16 protein-coding genes are annotated in these 23,846 nt (G+C 59.8%); 5 read left to right on the top strand and 11 right to left on the bottom strand.

All coding sequences use genetic code 11. The features are described from left to right. Positions 1–102 precede the first annotated feature (102 nt). The 3 genes from QN370_RS00505 (at position 103) to QN370_RS00495 (ending at position 5,636) form a co-directional block, all read left to right on the top strand. Positions 103–2,748: a bifunctional acetate--CoA ligase family protein/GNAT family N-acetyltransferase gene (locus QN370_RS00505; protein WP_322127500.1), complete on the top strand. Its 2,646-nt coding sequence runs from the start codon at positions 103–105 to the stop codon at positions 2,746–2,748. A gap of 96 nt (positions 2,749–2,844) precedes the next feature. Then, on the top strand, positions 2,845–3,363 hold the full coding sequence (locus tag QN370_RS00500; protein ID WP_322127501.1) for a hypothetical protein: 519 nt from the start codon (positions 2,845–2,847) through the stop codon (positions 3,361–3,363). Between the two features lie 2 nt (positions 3,364–3,365). After that, positions 3,366–5,636: an ATP-dependent DNA helicase gene (locus tag QN370_RS00495; RefSeq protein WP_322127502.1), complete on the top strand. Its 2,271-nt coding sequence runs from the start codon at positions 3,366–3,368 to the stop codon at positions 5,634–5,636. A gap of 119 nt (positions 5,637–5,755) precedes the next feature. Here QN370_RS00495 and QN370_RS00490 read toward each other — a convergent pair whose 3' ends face one another. The 5 genes from QN370_RS00490 to QN370_RS00470 form a co-directional block, all read right to left on the bottom strand. Continuing rightward, complete coding sequence (locus QN370_RS00490; RefSeq protein WP_322127503.1) at positions 5,756–6,256, bottom strand: hypothetical protein; 501 nt, start codon at positions 6,254–6,256, stop codon at positions 5,756–5,758. A 136-nt stretch (positions 6,257–6,392) separates the two neighbouring features. Then, entirely contained in the window at positions 6,393–7,619 is a 1,227-nt protein-coding gene (locus tag QN370_RS00485; RefSeq protein WP_322127504.1) for a hypothetical protein, read from the bottom strand. Between the two features lie 4 nt (positions 7,620–7,623). Continuing rightward, positions 7,624–8,382: a hypothetical protein gene (locus QN370_RS00480; RefSeq protein ID WP_322127505.1), complete on the bottom strand. Its 759-nt coding sequence runs from the start codon at positions 8,380–8,382 to the stop codon at positions 7,624–7,626. 89 nt (positions 8,383–8,471) lie between these two features. After that, the gene (locus QN370_RS00475; RefSeq protein WP_322127506.1) at positions 8,472–8,999 is read right to left on the bottom strand and encodes a hypothetical protein; all 528 of its coding nucleotides are present in this window, start codon (positions 8,997–8,999) and stop codon (positions 8,472–8,474) included. After that, positions 8,996–9,274, bottom strand: coding sequence for a DnaJ domain-containing protein (locus QN370_RS00470; RefSeq protein ID WP_322127507.1), 279 nt, complete (start codon positions 9,272–9,274; stop codon positions 8,996–8,998). Before QN370_RS00470 ends, QN370_RS00475 begins: the two co-directional genes overlap by 4 nt. On the opposite strand from QN370_RS00470, the gene QN370_RS00465 reads away from it, so the two are divergent. Continuing rightward, entirely contained in the window at positions 9,273–9,434 is a 162-nt protein-coding gene (locus QN370_RS00465; protein ID WP_322127508.1) for a hypothetical protein, read from the top strand. The two genes, QN370_RS00470 and QN370_RS00465, sit on opposite strands and share 2 nt — an antisense overlap. A 560-nt stretch (positions 9,435–9,994) precedes the next feature. Here QN370_RS00465 and QN370_RS00460 read toward each other — a convergent pair. After that, on the bottom strand, positions 9,995–12,118 hold the full coding sequence (locus QN370_RS00460; RefSeq protein ID WP_322127509.1) for a hypothetical protein: 2,124 nt from the start codon (positions 12,116–12,118) through the stop codon (positions 9,995–9,997). 446 nt (positions 12,119–12,564) lie between these two features. Between QN370_RS00460 and putP the strand changes: the two genes are divergently transcribed. Further along, positions 12,565–14,049: a sodium/proline symporter PutP gene (gene putP, locus QN370_RS00455; RefSeq protein WP_322127510.1), complete on the top strand. Its 1,485-nt coding sequence runs from the start codon at positions 12,565–12,567 to the stop codon at positions 14,047–14,049. Between the two features lie 81 nt (positions 14,050–14,130). Here putP and QN370_RS00450 read toward each other — a convergent pair whose 3' ends face one another. From QN370_RS00450 to QN370_RS00430, 5 genes are all read right to left on the bottom strand, one after another. Then, positions 14,131–14,418, bottom strand: coding sequence for a hypothetical protein (locus tag QN370_RS00450; protein WP_323581652.1), 288 nt, complete (start codon positions 14,416–14,418; stop codon positions 14,131–14,133). A 168-nt stretch (positions 14,419–14,586) separates the two neighbouring features. Beyond that, a complete protein-coding gene (purL, locus tag QN370_RS00445) occupies positions 14,587–18,612 on the bottom strand; it encodes a phosphoribosylformylglycinamidine synthase (protein WP_322127512.1) in 4,026 nt (1,341 codons plus the stop codon). A 302-nt stretch (positions 18,613–18,914) separates the two neighbouring features. Further along, a complete protein-coding gene (locus tag QN370_RS00440; protein ID WP_322127513.1) occupies positions 18,915–19,952 on the bottom strand; it encodes an HD-GYP domain-containing protein in 1,038 nt (345 codons plus the stop codon). After that, positions 19,949–22,951 carry a response regulator gene (locus QN370_RS00435; protein ID WP_322127514.1) on the bottom strand — a complete coding sequence of 1,001 codons (3,003 nt, stop codon included), beginning with the start codon at positions 22,949–22,951 and terminating at the stop codon, positions 19,949–19,951. The genes QN370_RS00440 and QN370_RS00435 overlap by 4 nt, the downstream gene beginning before the upstream one ends. Positions 22,952–22,957: 6 nt before the next feature. Continuing rightward, positions 22,958–23,791 (bottom strand): ABC transporter substrate-binding protein, encoded by an 834-nt coding sequence (locus tag QN370_RS00430; protein ID WP_322127515.1) that lies wholly within the window; start codon positions 23,789–23,791, stop codon positions 22,958–22,960. Positions 23,792–23,846 lie beyond the last annotated feature (55 nt).

Raw genomic sequence — 23,846 nt, 5'->3', positions numbered from 1 at the left:
AAGAGACGTCGAAGGTCCGACGAGACTGCGCAGTGTAATAAGGTTTTACTCTGACATCCATGCAATCATCAGACTATTCCTTCTTTGCGCCGAAAGTGATCGATGAGCATCCGTAATTTGCAAGCCCTGTTCAACCCGACGTGCGTGGCGCTGATCGGTGCCACCAACCGTCCCGGCAGTATCGGCGCAGCGGTCTTGCACAATCTGGTGACCGGCGGTTTCGCCGGCCGGATTCTGCCAGTCAATCCCAAGCATCCTATCCTCAACGGCATGGTGGTCTGGCACGATGTCGCCAGCCTGCCCGTGGTGCCCGACCTGGCCATCATCTGCACACCGCCAGACACACTGCCCGGACTCATCGCCGCACTCGGCGAGCGCGGCTGCAAGGCCGTGATCGTGATGTCGGCCGTCACCCGCGCGCAGCGCGAGGCGATGCTGCTGGCCGCCAGACCGCACCTGCTGCGCATACTGGGCGGTATCAGCGCCGGCTTGCTGGTACCGGCCATTGGCCTCAACGCCAGTTTTTCGTACGGCCCGGCTTTGCCCGGCAAACTGGCGTTCGTGTCGCAATCCGGCGGACTGATGAATGGCGTGCTGGATTGGGCCACCACGCGCGGCCTCGGTTTCTCGAAGTTCATTTCGCTCGGCGAAGGTGCCGACGTCGATTTTGGCGACCTGCTCGACTTCCTCGCCGGCGATCCGGCCACGCACGCTATCCTGCTGTTTCTGGAAGATGTCCGACTGGCGCGCAAATTCATGTCAGCCGCCCGCAGTGCCGCACGTGGCAAACCCATTCTCGTGATCAAAGCTGGCCGCTCCGGTGATGGCGTGCGTCACGCCGCGTCCCACACCGGCGTACTGATCAGTCCGGACAGTATTTATGACGCCGCCATCCGCCGCGCCGGGATGCTGCGGGTGGACTCGACCGAGGCCTTGTTCGGTGCGGTCGAGACCCTGGCACGTGCCAAGTCCCTGCATGGCGAGCGCCTGACGATTCTGACCAATGGCGGTGGTCCCGGCATCATGGCCAACGATGCGCTGGTGCGTCGACAGGGTACGCTGGCCGTGCTGACTGCGACCACCATCACGCGGCTCAAGCCGGTATTGCCGACGGCGTGGTCAGGCTCGAATCCGGTCGATCTCGGTGGCGACGCACCGGTCGAACGCTATCGCGCTGCGCTGGCCGGTTTGCTCGAAGACGCCAATTCCGATGCCATCCTGTTCATCCATGCACCCGGCGCACTGGTGGCCAGCGCCGATGTCGCCCGTGCGCTGGTGCCGCTGGTGAAGCAGTCGTCACGCAATGTGCTGACCTGCTGGCTGGGCGGCGCGGCCGTCCTCGAAGCCCGCCAGCTCTGTTCGGCAGCCGGCATCGCCACCTATGAAACACCCGAAGAAGCCGTACGCGGCTTCATGCAGATCATCGATTTCCGGCACAACCAGCAATTGCTGATGCAGGTGCCTCCGGCTCTGCCCGAAAGCGGTACCAGCGAGCGCGTGCACGCCCGGGCGCTGGTGCGTGCTGCGCTGGCCGAAGGTCGCACGCTATTGTCCGAACCGGAAACCAAAACCGTGCTGGCCGCCTATGGCATCCCGGTGGTCGAGACCAGCACTGCAGACAGCATCGATGAGGCGGTCCGGCAGGCTCAACGGATCGGTTTCCCGGTCGCCATCAAGATTCTCTCGCCGCAGATCTGGCACAAGTCCGATGTCGGCGGCGTCGCGCTCGACCTCGACAATGCCAGCGCGGTACGCCAGGCGGCCAATGCGATGCACAAGCGCCTGTGTGAACTGCAACCTGACGCCGAACTGCAAGGCTTTGCGGTGCAGGCGATGGCACGCCGACCACATGCGCATGAATTGATTGTTGGCGTCAGCACCGACCCGGTGTTCGGGCCGATCATCCTGTTCGGTCAGGGCGGCATCTCGGTCGAAGTCGTCGATGACCATGCGGTGGGTTTGCCGCCGCTGAACTCGGTCCTCGCGGGCGACATGATTGCGCGCACGCGCATCGCACGCCTGCTGGCCGGCTACCGCAACCGCCCGCCCGCTGACATTGACGCCATCAGCCGCACGCTGGTGCAGATTTCCAGTCTGGTCGAAGACCTGCCGGAACTGGTCGAACTCGACATCAATCCGCTGCTGGCCGACGGCCACGGTGTCATTGCGCTCGATGCGCGCATGCGCATCGCCATACCGCAACGCTCGTCACGGCTCGCAATCCGGCCTTACCCGCAATCGCTTGAGCAAGTCACCGACTGGCATGGCGAGGCGCTGACCATTCGCCCGATCAAGCCCGAGGATGGCGAAGCGCATGTGATTTTTTTCAATCAGCTTAATCCCGACGATGTGCGCTATCGCGCCTTCTCGAGCATTCGCCAGTTGCAGGAACCGCAGGTCGCGCGGCTGACGCAAATCGACTATGACCGCGAGATGGCCTTCATCGCCACGCGCATCGGTGCCGATGGCCAGCGCGAGACCCTTGGCGTCGCGCGCGCCGTGGCCGATGCCGATAACCACGAAGCCGAATTCGCCATCATCGTACGTTCCGACATGAAAGGCCGCGGCCTCGGCCGTCTGCTGATGCAGCGCCTGATCGACTACTGCCGCAGCCGCGGCACCCATTTCATCATTGGCGAAACGATGTCCGACAACAAGGGACTGCTGACACTGACGCAAAAACTCGGTTTCATTGCCAAGCCGGTCGCGGGCGAACACATCATGTCGCTGCGCCTCGACCTCGGTTGAGCGAGTGAGATTGTGCAAGCACCGGACTCGGGCTAGCTCTCAGCAAGGTAAAATGCGGGCTTCATTCTTACCCGATTCCACTTCGCCCAGATAGCAATGTCCGACACTCCTGAACAGCAAGACCAGCAAGACCTCCCCGACATCGATCCCGATGCCGACATCAATGAACCGCGCCTGTGGCGCAGCGTTGGCTGGACCGCCCGCGTCATGAAGAACGATGACGACGAAGGCTGGGCCGTCGCGATGATCAAGGACGGCGAAGTCGAGCCGGCGCTGATCGGTCCGTGGACCATGGGCCGCAACAAAAAAGACCCGAAGCCGCTCGATACGAATGCGTTCAATACGCTGGTCAAGACGGCCTCCGAAGTATTACGTCGCCACGAGCAGCAACTGCACGCGCAATTGCACAAGAGCGTGATGGTCAGCACCGACACCGCCGAATTCGAAGTCACGCTCGACATCGTGCCCGATGACGATGATCCGTACGCGATGCTCACCGCACGCGACGGTTACGGCGAACAGCTCGCCCAGGTGCGCGTTGCACCGCACTTCAAGCTGACGCGGGCTACTGCCAGCACCTGGATCGACAACGACTTTCGCAAACCCAACCAGTAACCGTGAGCACAGCGAGCACCACTGACACGTCGCGCTATGTGGTGGCGGTGCGCGCGCTATGCGAATTCACGGCCAAGCAGGGTGATCTCGACCTGCGCTTCACGCCCTCGCCCACCGCGCAGGAAGGCATCGCCGGCCATGCGCTGGTCGCCTCGCGTCGGGCCGAGAACTACGAATCCGAAGTCAGTCTGAGCGGCGATTTTGGACCGCTGCATGTGCGCGGCCGCGCCGATGGCTATGATCCGACGTTGCACCGGCTCGAAGAAATCAAGACTTTTCGCGGTGACCTGACCCGCATGCCGGACAATCACCGTGCGCTGCACTGGGCGCAGGTACGCGTCTATGGCTGGCTGTTGTGCCAGGAACGTGGCTGGTCGGAACTGACGCTGGCACTGGTGTATTTCGATATCGGCAACCAGCAGGAAACCGTGCTGACCGAGGTCATGACGGTGACGGAGCTCGAACAGTTTTTTGTGCAGCAATGCGAGCGCTTTCTGGCGTGGGCACAACAGGAACTGGCGCATCGGCTGGCGCGTGACACGGCATGGGGCGCACTGGCGTTTCCGCATCCGGCCTTTCGAGCTGGCCAGCGCGAACTGGCCCAGGCGGTTTATCAGGGCGCGACCAGCGCACGCTGCGTGCTGGCGCAAGCACCGACCGGGATTGGCAAAACCATCGGCACACTGTTCCCGTTGCTCAAGGCCGCACCGGCGCAGCAGCTCGACAAACTGTTTTTCCTGACGGCCAAGACATCCGGGCGCAGCCTCGCGCTGGGTGCCGTCGCCCTGCTCAAGCAGGTCACGCCGATGCTGCCGCTGCGGGTGCTCGAACTGGTCGCACGCGACAAGGCGTGCGAGCATCCGGACAAGGCCTGCCATGGCGATTCCTGTCCGCTGGCCAAGGGCTTCTACGACCGTCTGCCGCAAGCGCGTGCCGCTGCCGTGCAGTCCGGGTCCGGCGATCGTGCGGCGCTGCGCTCGGTGGCGCTGGAGCACGCGGTGTGTCCGTATTACCTGGCGCAAGACCTGGTGCGCTGGAGTGACCTGATCATCGGCGACTACAACTATTACTTCGACAGTAGCGCGATGCTTTACAGCATGACGCTGGCCAACCAGTGGCGTGTCGCGGTACTGGTCGACGAAGCCCACAACCTGATCGAACGTGGCCGCAAGATGTACAGCGCCGAACTTGATCACGGCAGCATCAAGCAACTGCGCTTGGTGGCACCGACCGGCGTGCGCAAAAGTCTGGACAAACTCAATCGTTGCTGGACTGCGCTGCGCAAGGATTTTGCCGAACCGTATCAGGTCTTGCCCGCGCTACCGGATAAATTCGTGACGGCGCTGCAGCAATGCAACACCGAGATCGGTGAATTTTTTAGCGAGCATCCGACGCGCATCGACGTGGACCTGCAGCGCTTTTATTTTGACGCGATCCACTTTGCACGCATGGCCGACGCCTATGGCGACCACTCCTTGTGCGATCTCAGCCAGAGCGCCGACAAGTCCGCTCTGCTCTGCCTGCGCAACGTCATCCCGGCACCCTTCCTCGCACCACGCTTTGCCGCAACGCGCTCGACCACGCTGTTCTCGGCGACCCTCAGTCCCTGGCATTTTTATAGCGATACGCTAGGGCTGCCGGCGACCACAGCGTGGATCGATGTCGCCTCGCCGTTCACGGCGGACCAGTTGACGGTGCGTCTGGTCAGCACGATCTCGACACGCTTCTTGCAGCGTGCCGCCTCCATCGATCCGATCATCGCGTTGATGGTGCAGCAGTACCGCGAACTGCCAGGTAATTACCTGACCTTCTTCAGTAGTTTTGATTACCTGCAGGCAGTTACCGCGCGGCTGATCGCCTTGCATCCCGAGCTTCCGATCTGGCAGCAAGCCCGACGCATGGATGACACCAGCCGTGAGGAGTTCATGGCGCGCTTCGCACCCGGTGGACGCGGTATCGGTTTTGCGGTGCTGGGTGGCTCGTTTGGCGAAGGCATCGACTTGCCGGGCGATCGGCTGATCGGTGCATTCATCGCGACGCTGGGCTTGCCGCAAATGAATCCGGTCAACGAGCAAATCATGCAGCGCATGCAGCAGCGCTTTGGCAGTGGCTACGACTACACCTACCTGTTTCCCGGTTTGCAAAAAGTCGTGCAAGCCGCCGGCCGGGTCATCCGCACGACCTCGGATCGCGGCATCGTGATGTTGATCGACGACCGCTATCCGCGTCCGGCGATACGTGCGTTGTTGCCGCGATGGTGGAAGCCGGAATGATTTTTTGCGCAGGGCGTGGCAGTGTTGACGACGGCTTGTGGGGCATTTGGTGCAATAACCGAAGGCGATTGCACCGACCGCCCACGGCGCAATCGCCGCGATGCGGACCACCCGGCAAATCAGAAGTGGCGTTTAACCACCTCACCAAACGCCTCGTCGGCTGCCATGCCATTGCGCATCAGTGTGGTAATTTCGTCCGAGTAGTCGCCGATGGCCGCAGGCAGTGACTGGCGATTGTCCTTGTAGTACGCATACTTGGCCGCATCAACCATGTCGGTGGCCTTGATGGTTGCCGCGGTGTTGCGCACGCTGCGTTTGACGTTGCTGGTCTTGCCGATGTTGGCTTTGGCGTCCTTGATTTTATCGAGCGAATAAATCACGGTCGCGTTGACGCCTTCAAATTCATCTTCTTTCGGATGCAGCAAATGATGGTTGCTGTCGAAGGCTATTTTCTTGTCAGAACTATTCCATACCTGATAGTTCGGTCGCTGGCCTGGCGTGGTCAGGGCAAATTGCACCCGGTCTCCGTAGGCAGCCATCTGGGCCATCACATCGTTGAGGAATTCGGTCGAGAGCGTGTCGAGTTTGCCGTTCCAGCGTTTGCTTCTTGTCGTAGTCAAAGTACGTAGTTCCAAAGAGGTAAGCAGCAGCGAGTAGCGGTAAACGCGTTCTCGCAACTACTGGTTTCATGATCGGCTGAGATAAATCTGTGTGCCGCTATTATCGCCCGCCGCGATTCCTGCCGTCATAAAAAAATTATTTTACTGTTTTCGGCTTGGCTTTGACGTTCAGATTTTCTGTCAAAAACATCATCGCCCGCTGCAGGCTGACGTCGGTTTCGTCGACCAGCCGTTCACGCGCTTCAGGCAAAAATTCGTCGTTCCACAAGGCCAGCAAATTGTCCTTGATCTCGAACGGCGCAGCGGCGTTGACGAAGTCCGCGACCGCTGCACTGTCGAATCCGGCCTTGCGCACTTGCCGGATCATTGTGCGTGCTTCGGCATCGGTGACCATGGTCTTGTGCTTGGCACCAGTGGCCAGGCACATGAACAAGGTCAGGCGCGAATAGGGATCGTCCTTGCCCTTCATCGCCTCCTGCCATTGCTCGGATACAAAACCGGCAAAACTGTCGATGTCGTCGAGATCGGCATCGCGAATGAAATAGCGCTCAACGATGATATTGAGCACCACATCGATCGCATGCCCCGTGTTGAGGATCAGCGGTCCGTCGATCTTTTCGATATCGCGCCGGATTGTCTCGGCGATTGCATGGTGCGGATCAGGTACATCATCGAGCAATGCCTTGGCGATTTTGAGCTTGCCGCCGACCGGTGGCTTGTTGCGGATTGCGCCGATCAGCCGGGCGAATTCGGCATGATTCGGTGCCTTGTCGAGACCTGCATGACGCACCAGGATCGCGGTACGGATGATCGATTCCACCGCCAGAAAATCGAGCGCCGTGTGCGGCACGCGCAGATCGTCACAAAACCAGCGTGCCGCGGCGATGATGTCGACCGCTTCCTGCCGGCGCTTCAGTTCCTTGCGGTACGCGGCCAGCGAGTAGGGTTTGAGCAAGGTGCGCTCGTTCTGAAAATCAATCAGCGACTGACTCTTGATGTCCCCGCTCATGGCCGTTTCAGGCATCGCGTACAAGCGCTTGAGCATGTCGTTGCCGCTACGCGAATGAAACAGAAAGCTGTTCTCGAGTAACGAGCGGGCAGCCGCGTCGAGGTCGCCACCACTGGCGTCTTCGAGGTACAGGCTGACGAGTACGACGATGCGCTTGCGTGCGTTGTCGAGCTCCGCCTGCAAATGCGGCGTACCGAAATGCGTCGCGACCTGCACCGTTCCCTTGGCACCATCGGCAATGATTTGATTACAGCGACTGACGTCGAGAATGCCCTTGGCCACGCCGTGGGTTAATGCCTTTTCAAAAAAAGGCCGTTTGTCGACCAGTGCGACCGCTTGCTTGGATGTCGTCATGGCCTTACAACGCTGATTCTTCGTCAGGTCCGGCCACTGGCTTGTTGCTGACGGCGGGAGCTTCGCGGCGCGCCGGGACGGCGGTCGGATCGAGTTCCATCCGCTCCAGTTCGGCTTCGGCTTGCAGACGTTTTTTCAGGCGCTTTTTGATTTGTGGCAGGATTTGCTCGAACATATCCGGATGATAATTGCGCAGCAGCCATGTGACTTCTTTCCAGTCATGGTCGCTGGCTTCGGACTTGTCGATGACATCGTCTTCTTCGGCATGCACATCCTGCGCAAGGCCTTCGGCTTCCTCGTCTTCTTCGACCGCCTTGCGGGTGTGCAGATGATTGAAGGTGCCGTAGTTGGCGAAGTGCACGATCATCTCGTCGTGATCCTGCAGGTAATCAATCAGCGCTTCACAACCGCCGTCGATGTCCCCGATCGCATCGAGAAATTCATCGGTGTCGCTACCCTCACGGAACAGCACTGCATTGATCATGCCGCGCAAATGGGTGTGGGTATGGTCGCCGTAAAGCCGCTCCATCACCAGCGCGCGCGCAAACTGTTCCGGCGTTACCACCAGGTTGACTACGGATTCGTGCGATGAATCGAATTCGCGAATCACGGCCAGCAAATCTTTCGGCGGCATTTCTTCGAGGACAGCGACCAGGGCACGGTCACCCTCTGCTTCGGCCAGCGACACCAGCGCAAACTCGGCGCCAGCGATATCGCCAGCCCGGATCAGGCTGGCGGCTTTGAGTACAAGTGCATTGGACATGGGTGTTCTAATCAATAAAGTAATCGTGCAGACCATCAGTCCGCGTTATCGCATTGCGTCGGGCCTGCCACGACCAGCGGCAGCGGCCACTAGTCGCGCCGGTCGAAACCTTGCTCGGACATCCATTCGGAACCGGCTTCATCGAGGTCGCGCTCGTCATCGTCGTCGTCGCGGCCGTTCTCACCTTCGTCATGCTCTTCGTCATCTGCGGCGGCGCGATGGCTATTGCCGGTCTTGCCGTGCAAGTACTCGAGACAGATGGTCGTGATCAGGAAGCGCTCGCCGCCGGTTTCCAGCAGCACCGCATCGGCCAGCGCTTGCGTATCGACCGAAAACTGCACCGCATCGACCAGCTCGCTCCAGGCCGGAAAATCTTCCGGATCGGCAGTCGATAGCAGGTACAGCGCTTGCAGGTTGATGAAGTTGATATCGCCATGGAAAGCGACGGCCACCATCTCCGGCGCGGTCTCTATCATCGGCATGAGCAGTTTGAACTGATTGCGCTTGTCCTTGAGGCGCTTGGCCAGGATATCGTTGCCTTCGGAATCGCTTTGCAGGTCTTCCAGTTCGGCCTTGTAAGCCTTCGACAGGTCTTCAAAATAATAGGACAGGCTCATTGCAGTACCTTGTTCATGTAGGTTCTCCAGATTTCTTCGGCGGTTTCCAGCGGTCGTTCGAGCAGGCTGCGACGGCGACTTTCATCGTAGGCATGGCGTTTTACCTCATCGGCCAGCAGGTCATACGCTTCCTGCACGGCACGAAATTGTTCAGCTGCATCAGCCGCCGTATTCTTGTCCGGATGGAATTCGGATGCTTTTTTTCGGTAAGCGCTTTTGATGGCACTGGCCGATGCATCGCTGTCCAGGCCGAGCACGGCGTAATAGTTTTTCATGAATGAGGATCTGGTGGTGCGTGAAAAAATTCAGGCGCGGCCGGTGGCGATCAGAGATGTCGTACCGACGTTACCAGCATGGATCGCCAAGGATACACCACCGGGCGGATGCAGAGTGGGTCCGGCAGCGCAGGGGGGATTGAACCTTTCGTTCAAATGACTTTCATACCGCGTATTGCCGAGCGTCGGACCACGCCATGTCGGCATTGGCGACGGTTAGCTTGGCAATTACCGACACGGCACCGAATGGACTAATTACGCTGACTGTCGTATTAATCGTAGGGTGCAATAACCGCAGGGCATTGCACCGAATGCACTGACTGCGGTAGTTGGTTCTGCATGCGCTCCGTCATGATCAAGCCGGGGGCGGCCCGGCAGCCGGACCGGCATGCGGTCCCTTCTTTTTGCTTCGCCAAAAAGAAGTAACCAAGAAAAAGGCGACCGCGAGACTGCTGCCCTTCGGGTTCCCAAAAACGGTAGCCAGCCAAGGGGAGGGTCGCAAACTCGCTTCGCTCAGACATGCGCCCCTCTTATCCCTTGTCTGACTACCGTTTTTGGCAGCTGCCTCAATGCGGAACAGGTCAACGTCAACTGCCAGGTCAACATCAACATCAACTTCAACATCAACATCAAAATCAACATCAACCCACACAACACCCCGTCAATCGTAGGGTGCAATAACCGCAGGGCATTGCACCGAACATCCGCTCACGCGCTAGCCTATTTTTTAAGCACCAGTCGCAGCACAGCATTCTCATTAATCACCGCCAGCGTCGACACGCCGGACATCGCGAGTGCGATCGGTTGCGCAAGACTGCCAGGCAAAACGCCGGTGCGAATACCCACCGATCCTGGCACCCCGGCGACGGTTGTTACTTGGCCTGATGGCGCTATCCTGCGCACCGTATTGTTATCGGTATCGGCGACATACACGTTGCCGAATCCGTCAGCAGTCAACCCTTGAGGAGTACGAAACCGCGCCGCAACACCCAGTCCGTCGACCGAGCCTTTTTCCAGTACCCGGCCAGCCCACGTCGTGACGACACCATCCGATGTGATCTTGCGGATCGTCCCGTAGACCGGCTGGCTGAGCATGACATTTCCGGACAGATCGACCGCGATACCGGCTGGATTGAGGAAGCGCGCTGCCGCGCCGACACCATCGTCGCTGCCATATCTTCCAGCGCTGCCCGCCAGCGTCGAGACCACACCGGCCGCCGACATTTTGCGTACCGTATGGTTGCCGGTATCGGCGACATACAGGTTCTGGGCCGCGTCGATGGCGATTCCTTCCGGTTCAAAAAAACGCGCGAGGCTGCCAGGTCCGTCCGCTCTGCCGGGCGACGCAGCGGCACCGGCGATTGTTGTCACCACACCGGCTGGTGTGATTTTGCGGATGGTCGAATTAAAGGTGTCGGCCACGAACAGATTTCCGAGCGTATCAGCAACAATCCCGCGCGGGTAACTGAAACTTGCACCGGCACCGGTGCCATCGACACTGCCCTGCTTGCCATTCCCGGCCAGTTCACTGACCACGCCGGCCGGTGTGATCTTGAGGATCACGTGGTTCAATGTATCGACCACATACCAGTTGCCGGACGGGTCGCTCGTGACACCACTGAGACTGTCAAAACGCGCCTTCGACCCACTGCCATTGACCCGCCCCAGTTCCAGCTCTTTTCCGGCCAGGGTGGTGAGGGTAGTCCCGCCGGTGATCACATGGACGCCGAATTGCCCTGTCACCGACAGTGTCCCGGACGGGTCGACAGCAATGCCGGTCGGCATTCTTACCTGCGGTTGGCCAGCCAGCGGCGCATTGACCGGCAAGGTCGTCACGACACCCCGTTGCGTGATCCGGCGAATCCGTTGTGCGTACTGATCGGCACCGTATAGCGTGCCCGTCGGATCAATGGCCAGATTCGATAGCCCCTCGAAACCGGCCGCCGCACCAGTGCCATCCCTGAGTCCGAAATTGGCCAGCGACCCGGCCAGCGTCGTCACGACACCGGCCGGTGTGACCTTGCGCAGCAGGCCGTTGCCGGCATCGGCCACAAAGATATTGCGGGACGCATCCGTGACCAGACCCTGCGGATTACTGAAACGTGCCGCACTACGCACACCATTGAGGTTTCCGGCCATGCCCGCGCTGCCAGCCAGCGTCGTCACCACGCCGCGTGGACTGATCGACCTGAGCGTGTGGTTATAGGTATCACCGACGATCAAGGTGCCAGTGGCATCGACCGCGATTCCTTGCGGAAAACAAAAAAGCGCTGCGCTACCTCGCCCGTCCGTGCTGCCAATCACGCCGACACGTCCGGCGATGGTCGTGACGACTCCTTGGGGCGTGACCTTGCGGATGGTCTGGTTGTTGGTATCGGCTACATACAAATTGCCGGCGTGATCGATCGCAATACTTTGCGGATAGTAAAAGCGCGCAGCCGCGCCGTTACCGTCGGCCGCGCCCGGGGTGGACATCGCCCCCGCCAGCGTGCTCACGCCCCCATCGGGGAGCACCTTGCGGATTACATGATTCTGCCAGTCCGCGACATAGCGGTTACCGGCAGCATCGACCGCAATCCCGACCGGATAGTTGAAGCGCGCCTGACTGCCGACACCGCTTAAATTACCAATGCCACCGATTGACCCTGCGACAAACGACAGTCCCGGCTGTGCTGACCGGGCAGGCAAGACGACCGCATCCGGAGATAGGGGCAATGCCTTTGCGACGTTCAGCGCGAAGGGATCAACACCGGCTCCACAGACCAGTAGCCCCAGAAAAAACAGGACTCGCGCCAGCTTGCGTGCCGCATTCGGGGCACGCTGAAAGAGAAAATGGAAGGACATCCGTTCGCCTGAGTGACGTTAACAGCACGCGGCTGCAGACGATAAAAATACACTGCGCCGTCGATAGCGATGACGCAATTTGATTGTGGTTTGATCTTGCTCATCAAGGCCGAAGCCGGATGACCGGGTGGACAAAAATCGATTGAGTAACGCGCTTGCTAACAATGGTTTTAAATCGATACTTACTTACATTCAATCAGAGATTGAAGATGATCAACTTTTAAGGAATTCATCCTCCAAGTTGTGATCGACACGCTCACCGCCGCCGAGGGCGGTCATGTCAGGCGCATAACCCACCGTTGACGCCTGCGGTCTTATCCCACTTTCCACTCAATGTTTCATCTCGCCACGACCGATCCAGTCGTGGATGCGCCAGACGTACCCAGCCCATTCGCCCGGCCTGCATCAACCATTACAACAACTCGCCCATTCTCGAGGAGACCTTCATGAACTTTACCGATCCTACCGTGATCATGTTCAGCATTTACCTGTTCGCCATGCTCTTCATCGGCGTCCTGGGTTACCGCAGAACGAACAATCTTGACGACTACATCCTGGGCGGACGCAGTCTGGGCAGCTTTGTCACCGCGCTGTCGGCGGGCGCGTCGGATATGAGCGGCTGGCTGCTCATGGGCTTGCCGGGTGCCATTTACCTAACGGGAGTGAGCGAGGCATGGATCGCCGTCGGTCTATCCATGGGTGCCTACCTGAATTGGCGCTTTGTCGCCGCCCGGCTGCGCTTGTACACCGAGCGCGCCAACAACGCACTCACGCTGCCGGACTATTTTTCAAATCGCTTTGAAGACAAGCAAAACCTGCTGCGCATTCTGACCACCGTGGTGATTCTGGTGTTCTTCACGATCTATTGCGCCTCTGGCGTGGTGGCAGGCGCACGCCTGTTCGAGAACATGTTCGGCCTGCCCTACCAGACGGCACTGTGGGTCGGTGCGGCGTGCACGATTGCCTATGTGTTCATCGGCGGTTTTCTGGCAGTCAGCTGGACCGACACGATTCAGGCTTCGCTCATTTTCACGGCACTCATCGTGGCACCCGCGGTAGCTTATTTCGCCGTCACCACGGGACTGCAACCGACGCAAACGATGGCTGCGCTGATGGAGCCAGCCCAATCAGACATCTTGCAGGGCGCGTCGTTTGTCGGCGTCGTCTCGCTGCTGGCGTGGGGCCTGGGCTATTTCGGCCAGCCGCATATTCTGGTGCGCTTCATGGCAGCGCAATCCGCCAGCACCATCCCTGCGGCGCGCCGGATCAGCATGACCTGGATGATTCTGTGCCTGGCCGGCGCGGTGGCGGTTGGCTATATCGGCATTCCGTATTTTCTGATGCATCCGGATGGTGCCCTGGCGGTCAACGCCAACTCGGAGACCGTGTTTATCGAACTGACCAAGCAATTGTTCAATCCCTGGATCGGTGGCGTGCTGCTGGCGGCCATTCTGGCGGCGGTCATGAGCACCTTGTCGTGCCAGTTGCTGGTCTGTTCCAGCGCGCTGACCGAAGACATCTATCACACCTTCCTGCGCAAGGACGCCGGTCACAGCGAGCTGGTCTGGGTTGGTCGCGGCATGGTCATGGCCATCGCGCTGGTCGCCATTGTCATCGCCGGCGATCCCGAGTCGAAAGTGCTCGGCATGGTCAGCTACGCCTGGGCCGGCTTCGGTGCGGCGTTCGGACCGGCGGTCATCCTGTCGCTGTTCTGGTCGCACATGACGCGTAACGGCGCACTGGCCGGGATTCTTGTCGGGGCCGTGACGGTGCTGGTCTGGAAGCAGTTTGGCTGGCTGGGGTTATACGAAATCGTTCCGGGCTTCCTGTTTGCCTGGATCGCTACGGTGGTAGTAAGCCGCATGAGTCAGCCATCGCAGACCATGCTATCGAAGCATGAGGCGGTGGAACTGGAGTTGAGCAAGCTCTGAGTTGGAAGAGGATGTTCATGGCGCAACATGAACAGTTTCAGGGAGACGGTGCAATGCCCTTCGGTTATTGCACCCTACGATTTAGGGGTAGTTGTAGGGGGTGATGTTGATGTTGATGTTGATGTTGATGTTGATGTTGATGTTGATGTTGATGTTGACTTTGACTTTGACTTTGACCTGCCCCGCATTGAAGCAGCTGCCAAAAGCCGGAGTCAGGCAGGGGATCAGAGGGACGCATGTCTGAGCGAAGCGAGTTTGCGACCTTCCCCCTGACTGGCTCCGGCTTTTGGGAACCCGAAGGGCAGCCGCTTCGCGGTCGCCTTTTTCTTGGTTACTTCTTTTTGGCGAAGCAAAAAGAAGGGACCGCATGCCGGTCCGGCTGCCGGGCCGCCCCCGGCTTGGTCATGACGAAGCGCATGCAGGATCAGTAACCGCAGTCGGTGCATTCGGTGCAATGCCCTTCGGTTATTGCACCCTACGATTTTTGGAGACCCGAAGGACAGCCGAAAAACCGGCATGTCCTGGTCATGGTCCCCGTTACCCCACCCACTTACGCGCATTGCGAAACATCCGCATCCACGGCGCATCCTCACCCCACTGTTCCGGATGCCACGAATGCAGCGTGCTGCGAAAGACCCGCTCGGCATGCGGCATCAGCACCGTGAAGCGGCCGTCCGGTGTCGTCACCGAACTGATGCCGTCCGGCGAGCCGTTCGGGTTGTACGGATAGTCTTCGGTGACTTTGCCTTTGTTGTCGACATAACGCAGCGCCACCAGTGCGGTCTTGATGTCGCCCGTCAGCATGAAATCGGCATAGCCTTCGCCATGCGCGACCGCAATCGGCGTGCGGGTGCCAGCCATGCCGTCGAAGAAAATTGACGGCGAGTCAGCGATCTCGACCATGCCGAAGCGTGCTTCAAATTGCTCCGACTTGTTGCGGGTGAATTTCGGCCAGGCTTGCGCGCCCGGGATGATGGACTTCAGATTGCTCATCATCTGGCAGCCGTTGCAGATACCCAGACCGAAGGTATCGGTGCGCTGGAAAAAGAGCGCGAACTGTTCGGCCAGCGCCGGGTTGAACAGAATCGTTTTGGCCCAGCCTTCACCGGCTCCCAGCACGTCACCGTACGAAAAGCCGCCGACCGCAATGACCCCCTTGAAATCAGCCAGATTCGCGCGTCCGGCAATCAAATCACTCATGTGCACATCGATGGCAGTGAAGCCGGCCTTGTGCATCACGTAGGCGGTTTCAATATGCGAATTGACACCCTGCTCGCGCAGGATCGCGACTTTCGGCCGCACGCCGGTAGCGATGAACGGTGCTGCGATGTCTTCTTGCGGATCGAAAGTCAGCACCGGCGAGATGCCCGGATCATGCTTGTCGACGATGCGGGCGTATTCGGCGTCGGCGCAAGCCGGATTGTCGCGCAAGCGCGCGATGCGCCAGCTGGTCTCGCTCCAGAAATGATGCAGGTCGATGCGCGGATGCTGATAGATCACCTTGGCATCGCGTGTGAATTCAATCGCGCCACGCTCGTTGAGCTTGCCGATGATGTGGCTGCAGGCACCGAGATTGAAGCTGCGCAGCACGTTCATCACATCCGATTTTTCGTCGGCGCGAACCTGGATCACGGCACCGAGTTCTTCATTGAACAAGGCACGCAAGCTCAGCTCGTTGCGCCGCTCGCTGACTTGCGAGGCCCAGTTTTTTGAATCGCCCCAATCAGCCGCGTGTTCGCTTTCCATCGCGATGATGTCGAGGTTGACCGTGATGCCGGCACGACCGGCAAAGGCCATTTCGCACAGCGTCGCAAACAGGCCACCATCGGAACGGTCGTGGTACGCCAGGAGCTGGCCGCCGGCATTGAGTTGCTGGATCGCGGCAAAGAATGCCTTGAGGTCATCGGCGCTGTCGAGGTCCGGCGTGATGTCACCAAGCTGCTGGTAAACCTGCGCCAGTGCCGAGGCACCAATCCGGTTTTTGCCGCGCCCGAGGTCGATGACGATCAGTGCCGTCTCGCCCAGATCGGTGCGCAGTTGCGGCGTCAGCGAGCGCCGGATATCGGTTACCGGCGCGAACGCCGAGACGATCAGCGAGACCGGCGACATGACCGATTTGTCGGCCGCGTCTTCTTTCCAGGTGGTGCGCATCGACAGCGAATCCTTGCCGACCGGGATGCTGATACCCAGTGCCGGGCACAGCTCCATGCCGATCGCCTTGACGGTATCGAACAGCGCCGCATCCTGCCCCGGCTGGCCGCATGCGGCCATCCAGTTAGCCGACAACTTGATATCGGAGAGCTCGGCAATGGCTGCTGCGGCGATGTTGGTGATGGCTTCACCGACGGCCATGCGGCCCGATGCAGCGGCGTTGATAACGGCCAGCGGCGTGCGCTCGCCCATCGACATCGCTTCGCCGAGGTAGCCTTCAAAACTCATCGCGGTCACCGCGCAATCGGCCACCGGCACTTGCCATGGTCCGACCATCTGGTCACGCACGCTGGTGGCACCGACGGTGCGATCACCAATCGTAATCAGGAACGATTTGTCCCCCACGGTGGGCAGTCGCAACACGCGCTGGGCGGCGTCGGCCAGGTCAATGCCGGTCAGGTCCATCGGTGGAAATGACTGGACGACGTGACTGGCTTCGCGATGCATTTTCGGTGGTTTGCCGAGCAGGACATTCATCGGCATGTCGACCGGCGTGTTGTCATGGGCCGGATCGATCACCTTCAGCTGGCGCTCTTCGGTGGCGGTACCGACGACGGCAAACAGACAGCGTTCACGCTCGCACAAATACGTGAACAGCGGCAGGCTCAGCGGATCAATCGCCAGCACGTAACGCTCCTGTGATTCGTTGCTCCAGATTTCCTTGGGAGCCATGCCGCTCTCTTCGAGCGGCACCTTGCGCAAGTCGAAAATCGCACCGCGTTTGGCATCGTTGGTAATTTCCGGGAAGGCATTCGACAGACCACCGGCACCGACATCATGGATCGACAGGACCGGATTCTCGGCACCCATTTGCCAGCAGCAGTTGATGACTTCCTGCGCGCGTCGCTCCATCTCGGGGTTGCCGCGCTGGACCGAATCAAAATCGAGGTCGGCAGTATTCGATCCCGTTGCCATCGACGAGGCGGCGCTGCCGCCCATGCCGATACGCATGCCGGGACCACCGAGTTGAATCAGCAAACTTCCTACCGGCAGGTCGTTCTTTTTGGTGTGCTGGTCGGCGATGCTACCGATACCACCAGCAATCATGATCGGCTTGTGATAACCAAACACGGTGCCGCTGACATGCTGTTCGTAAGTGCGGAAATAGCCGCTCAGGATAGGCCGGCCAAATTCATTGTTGAATGCGGCCGCGCCGATCGGCCCGTCGATCATGATTTGCAGTGCCGACGCGATGCGCTCGGGCTTGCCGTAGACGGGGCCGGACACTTTCGGGTCCGCAATCGGGGTCGTGACATCGCGGGCATTTTCCCAGGCATGCACGGCACCGGGCAGCATCAGGTTCGATACGGTGAAACCGCTCAGGCCAGCTTTCGGTTTGGCACCGCGACCGGTCGCGCCTTCATCGCGGATCTCGCCACCGGCACCGGTCGCAGCACCCTGGAACGGCGCGATCGCGGTCGGATGGTTGTGCGTCTCGACCTTCATCAGGATGTGGGTCAACTCCTGCGAGGCGGCGTACTCGTTAGCAGACAGCGTTCCGCTGGCTGCACCACGCGGATAAAAGCGCATCACGCTGGCACCTTCGATGATCGACGAGTTATCGCTGTAGGCGACGATGGTGCCTTGCGGGTGCAGTTCGTGGGTATTGCGGATCATGCCGAACAGCGTCATGTCCTGCGCGACACCGTCAATGGTCCAGTCGGCATTGAAAATCTTGTGGCGACAATGTTCGGAATTGGCTTGCGCGAACATCATCAGTTCGACATCGGTCGGATTGCGTCCGGCTTGCGTGAATGCCTCGGCCAGATAATCGATTTCATCGCCGGACAAGGCCAGTCCGAGTTCGGTATTGGCGGCCACCAGCGCGGCCTTGCCTCCACCGGTCAGATCGATCGTCGCAAGCGGTTTGGCATCGAGTTCGCGGAACAGGGCAGCGGCATCCTCGGCCTGACGCAAGACCATCTCAGTCATCCTGTCATGCAAGGCATCGGCCACGCCGCGCACGCTGGCGTCGGCCAGATGCTTGACGCCGCGCAGCAGACCGGCCTTGACCCGCACGTGATAAACGATGCCGCGTTCGATGCGACGGACCGCCGTCATACCGCAATTGCGGGCGATGTCGGTGGCCTTGCTGGCCCATGGCGAGATCGTGCCAAGGCGCGGGATGACGACAAATTCGTCACCATCGGCCGCACCCGAAAACGGCTCGCCGTACATCAGCAGACCAGCGAGCCGGTCCTGCTCGGACGGGGGCAGCGTCGTGCTGACATCAACAAAATGGAGGTAGCGACCCGTGACCGAAATGATCGCGTGATCGACCTTCTGCAATTGCGCTAACAGGCGTTGGGAACGAAAAGCGGAGAGCGCGTTGGAGCCCGGCAAAATCAACATGGCGAGAGGAAGGTTGGTGTGACGCCGAAGACGGTGCCACGGGTTGAATCGGAAAGGCGGGATTATACCGTGCCGTGCGTGGCTTCGCCGATCCAATCACAGTGCAAAGCAAGCAGGGACCGCTACGGCGGGCCGGACAGTTATGCCCGCATTTTGTGAATAACTTTGTGCATAACCGTACTCAACACCATCGCAGACCAGTCCCGGCTTGGGCTAGAGCTGGTGCCTTTTATTTAGGCAGCACATAAACGGCCGATGTAGTCGGTCGCCGCCATCGACAAACGCGCTCGGTTCGGGCCTGCTCAGTCGCCGTCCCGGTTGGCGTAGTAGATCACCATGACTTTGTCCCAGTCGTGGAAGAAGGCCTCCACGCAGGCTGGATCGAAGTGGCTGCCCGCACCTTCGTGGATTAATGCGACGGCGCGATCAATGTCCCATGCGGGCTTGTACGACCGCGCCGAAGTCAGCGCATCGAACACGTCAGCCACTGCAATAATCCGGCCATACAGCGGAATCTGTTCCCCTTTGAGTCCGTTCGGGTAACCGGTGCCATCGAATTTTTCATGGTGCGTCAAGGCGATCGATGCGGCAACCTGCAGCAGCGGCGACGTACTTCCATGCAGGATATCGGCACCGATCTGGGCATGGGTACGCATGATGTCCATTTCGGCGTCGTCGAGTCGACCCGGCTTGAGCAGAATATTGTCGGGAATCCCGACCTTGCCGATATCGTGCATCGGCGCGGCATCCCCGAGCAAATCCAGTTCGGCCGGCCCAAGCCCGAGGTTGCCGGCGATCAGCCGGGCATACTTGGTCAAGCGCAACAAATGGGCACCGGTTTCCGGGTCGCGGTATTCGGCCGCACGCGACAGGCGCAGAATGGCTTCACGCTCACGCTCAACAATTTCGCGCGTTGCCTTGGCCACCTCTTCGGACAACCACTCGGCGCGACTGGCCAGCTGTTTCTGGGCGACGCGCAAGGCCAGCAAATTGGTAACGCGGGCGCGCAATTCAGTCTTGTTGACTGGCTTGGTCAGGAAATCGTTGGCACCCAGTTGCAGCGCCGTGTGCCGCACTTCGGTCTGCACATCGGCAGTCACCATGATGATTGGCACGTCGTTCTTGCCGGGCAGACGGCGAAAGGCCTGCAGAAATTCAAGGCCGTCCATATCCGGCATCATGTAATCGACAATCAACAGGTCGACTTTACTTTTGCGGCACCAGGCCAATGCCTCGATCGGATCGGCCATCCTGACTGCCGTGACGTCCGGGATCACCTGCAGCATATGACCAAACAAGGCAAGGTTAGTGAGGTCATCATCGACGATCAGGACAATCATGGCGTTTCTTTCATTCGGTAAATCAGGTCAACCAGGCGAGCAAAAGTCGACTGCATGTCTTCATGCAATTGGGTAAGTCTGGGCAAGTCTCCTGCATGACTGGCGCGATCGGCACTGCGTGCCAGACCAGCCAGCTCATCCATGCCCAGCGTCGCGCTGGACCCCACCAACCGGTGGCACAGCGCTGCTGCCCGACCGAAGTTGACGCTGGCAATGGCGCTGCCGAGTTGCTCGAAAATCGGCGGAGTCGTCGAGGTAAACAGATCGAGCATGCCGTACTGTGCGGCGAGGTCATCCTCGAACATGTCATGCAGCCGATGCATGTCAAGCAACAACGGCGCACTGGTGACCTGCGCCTCTGCCTCCGACGACGTCGCAACGGATACGATACCCGGCAAGCGCTGCGCCAGCATCTGGGCGAGCAGTTCGCGCCGGATCGGCTTGGCCAGGTAATCATCCATGCCGGCTTCCAGACAGCGCTCGCGATCGCCCTGCATCGCATTGGCCGTCATCGCGACAATCTGGATATGGCCACCAGCGATTTGCTCGTTCTGGCGAATCCGGCGGGTCGCTTCAAACCCGTCCATCAGCGGCATCTGACAATCCATCAATACCAATCCGTACGATACCGTCGCGAGCGCATCGAGCGCCTCATGCCCGTCAGCGGCTACATCGACCGCATAGCCCATCTGATGAAGCTGATGCAACGCGAGCTTCTGGTTGATCACGTTGTCTTCGACCAGCAATACCAGACGGTGATCGCGCGGCGAGTGCTCGACAGCAACGGGCGCGATCACTGCGCGCCGGTCCCCGTCGACCGGCACCTCCGTGCGACGCCGTTCCAGCGCATCGCTGAGTGCATCGAACAGGGACGACTGGTGCAACGGTTGCTGCAGACTGGCATGAAAGCCGTGCGCGCTGGCTTCAGCATGCGCCGTATTGCTGTCTGCCAGCAAGATGAAGCGACTCTGCGGTGCGATATCGACCAGCGCCTGGCGCAGCATGTCAGCCGCCATGTCCGGCAACGTCGAATCGATCAGTACCACTTGTTTGCGACTGCCCGCAAAATGCCGCTGCTGTTGCTCCAGTGCGCGCGCAGCGGTATCGACCACCTGCACCGACATGCCCCAGGATTGGATATAGGCGCGCAGGATATGAGCCTGAATCCGGTGCGGCTGAACCACCAGCACGGCCGTACCGCCCTGCTCCGGCAAAGCCAACGGCGCAGCACTGCCCGCCAGCACATCCATCGGTAATTCAAACCAGAATGTCGAGCCGACCCCCGGCTTGCTGTCAACGCCGATGTGCCCGCCCATCAATTCCACCAGCCGCTTGCAGATCGACAATCCCAAACCGGTGCCACCATATTTGCGGGTCACCGAGCCATCGCCCTGGACAAACGGCATGAATAGCCCTGCCGTGACCGGCGCAGCGATACCGATGCCGGTATCGGTGATTTCAAACCGTACCGTACAGACATCCAGTTGCCGATTGACCTGCCGCACGCGGACCCGGACTTCGCCGGACGGCGTGAACTTGACCGCATTGCCGATCAGGTTAAGCAATACCTGACGCAAGCGTCCGGCATCGACCCATACCATGGCGGGCAAGCCGGGTTCGACGAAGCACAGCAGACGCAACCCTTTTTCGCGTGCCTTTAACGCCAGCACGTCGACGCTGCCTTCGACCAGCGGCAGCAAATAACAACGGACTGCCTCGATCGTCATCTTGCCGGCATCGATGCGCGAAAAATCGAGGATCTCATCAATGATCACCATCAGCGCATCGGCGGATGACTCAATTGTTGCGGCGAACTCTTCCTGTCGAGTATCCAGCGGAGTTTCGCGCAGCAGACTGGCCATCCCGATCACTGCATTCATTGGTGTACGGATTTCGTGGCTGACGGTGGACAAAAACGCGCCCCGTGCGGCATTGGCTTGCTCGGCCACGACTTTTGCTTTGTTGAGTTCGGCTTCCACCTGTTCGCGATGACGCATCACTTTCCACAGTACCGCTGTGTAGAGCAGCACCAGGCCAGCAATCAAGACACCCAGCAAATTGAGGTTGCCGGCACCAGTCGACCAGCGCTCCATCGCATGGGCCTCGGACATGCCGACCAAGGCCACTACCGGGAATTTGCGTGCCGTCTGAAAATTGAAGATGAAGGCATCCTCATCGGGCGCGTCCTTGCCCAGGAAGTAACGGAACTGGCCATGCTCGATATTGCGGGCCAAATCAGCGAACAGCGGCAGACTGGAATAGTTCTGATTGACGGCAAGACCCGCCGTAGCAGTCCCGGCCAGCACGTTGCCCTGGTAATCAAACAGTGTCGCATTGCTCACTTCGGAACCCAGCACCGCCCGGTAATGCGGAAACAGCGCGCCCGGATTGACCGCCACCAGCAACGCCACCGGCATGCCGTGCAGCGATGCACTGCGCAAGAACGGAATCACATAACCTTGATCCTGGCCGGCACCCGATGCAGGCAGGGTGACGGGAATCTCGTTGAAGTCACGCACGAATTGTGGTCGTCCGGGGACCATCGTGTCGCCTCCCTGCCCGTTAAAACCGAGCTGAGCGAGATCGAACTGACGCCCTGCCAGCAAGCTATTGGAACTGAGCAGCACCTTGCCGGCAGGGTCCAGTACCGAAATCGATCGCAGCCGGGTCGAACTATGCAATGCCGCGTCGACCAGTGCCGTGGTCTGGGCCACGCTGGCATTCGGGTCTTGCTGGTCGATGGATAGTGCCAGCGCCCAAAGCGCACTATCGATCGCCGTCAGCGTTTCGGAAACGTGATTTTCAAGCGCGCTGGCATACAGCCGGCCCTGCTCGGCTTCGGCTTCCAGCGCCTGCTCGCGCACATGACGTGCGAACACCGCCATACCCAGCAGTATGAGACAGGCAAACAGGACACCCGACCCCATGAAAAAATAACGCGCATTCCAGCCCGGCAGGATTTTTTTCAGTAATGCACTTTGATCAAACGTTGAATCCATCGCGGCTCAGTTCCCCGACAAGACCGGCTCACGCCGCTCGCCGTCGGCCAGCAGGATCGCGTCGAGCCGGTATTTCCGTGCGAACTGCAACAAGCGCTTGTCGGCACGAATGACTTGCATGAAGCGGTCGACCCGCGCCAGCAACGACAAGTCCCCCGGTGCCAGCGCATACGCGTAATCGGTCTGATGGAAAGGCTGGGGTGAGGCAATCACGCGCGCCCAGTTGGTCAGGTCGAGCATGCGCTGGCTGTACGGAAAGTCCGTCATGAAGGCATCGACACGACCGGATTCGACTTCCGTTTCACGCGACATCGGCGGCTTGACGACCATCAGCGTGGCCTGACGTAACGCGCGCTGCATGATTGGCTCCATCACCGTACCGGCCTGGACGGCGATCAAGTGACCGGGCTGGTCAAGATCCGCCCAACTGGCAATCGCTTTGTTGTTGACGGCAGTGACGGCATAGATATCGCTGCGCAAATACGGCTGCGTAAATGCCAGCTGGGCACGACGGGCCGGTGTAATTCCGACTGCGTGCATCGCAATATCGCATTGATCGGTTAGCAGCTTATCGACCAGCAATGCGAACGAACTGTCTACAAAGCGCACCCGAACGCCGAGTTCCTTGCCCAGCGCGGTGGCGATGTCGATATCGATCCCGCTAAGCTGGCCGGTCTTGGGATTGCGATAGGTAATGCCGTAATACTCGGGCCACACACAGACGCGTAATTCGCCGGCATCGAGAACGCGCTGCAAACGCTCCGCAGCAGCAGCGGGGACCTGCGCACCCACGGCGAAGAAGGTCGCGAAAGCGGCTAGCAACACCGTGCGGAATGCCATCCTGGACTCCTTGAAAAGCGAAGCGCGATCAATTATTTGAGCCAACTGAGCCAAC

Source organism: Actimicrobium sp. CCI2.3 (assembly GCF_035019065.1).
GTDB lineage: Bacteria > Pseudomonadota > Gammaproteobacteria > Burkholderiales > Burkholderiaceae_D > Actimicrobium.
The sequence above is the reverse complement of the archived record's forward strand: the minus strand, read 5'-3'. Positions and strand labels throughout refer to the sequence as shown.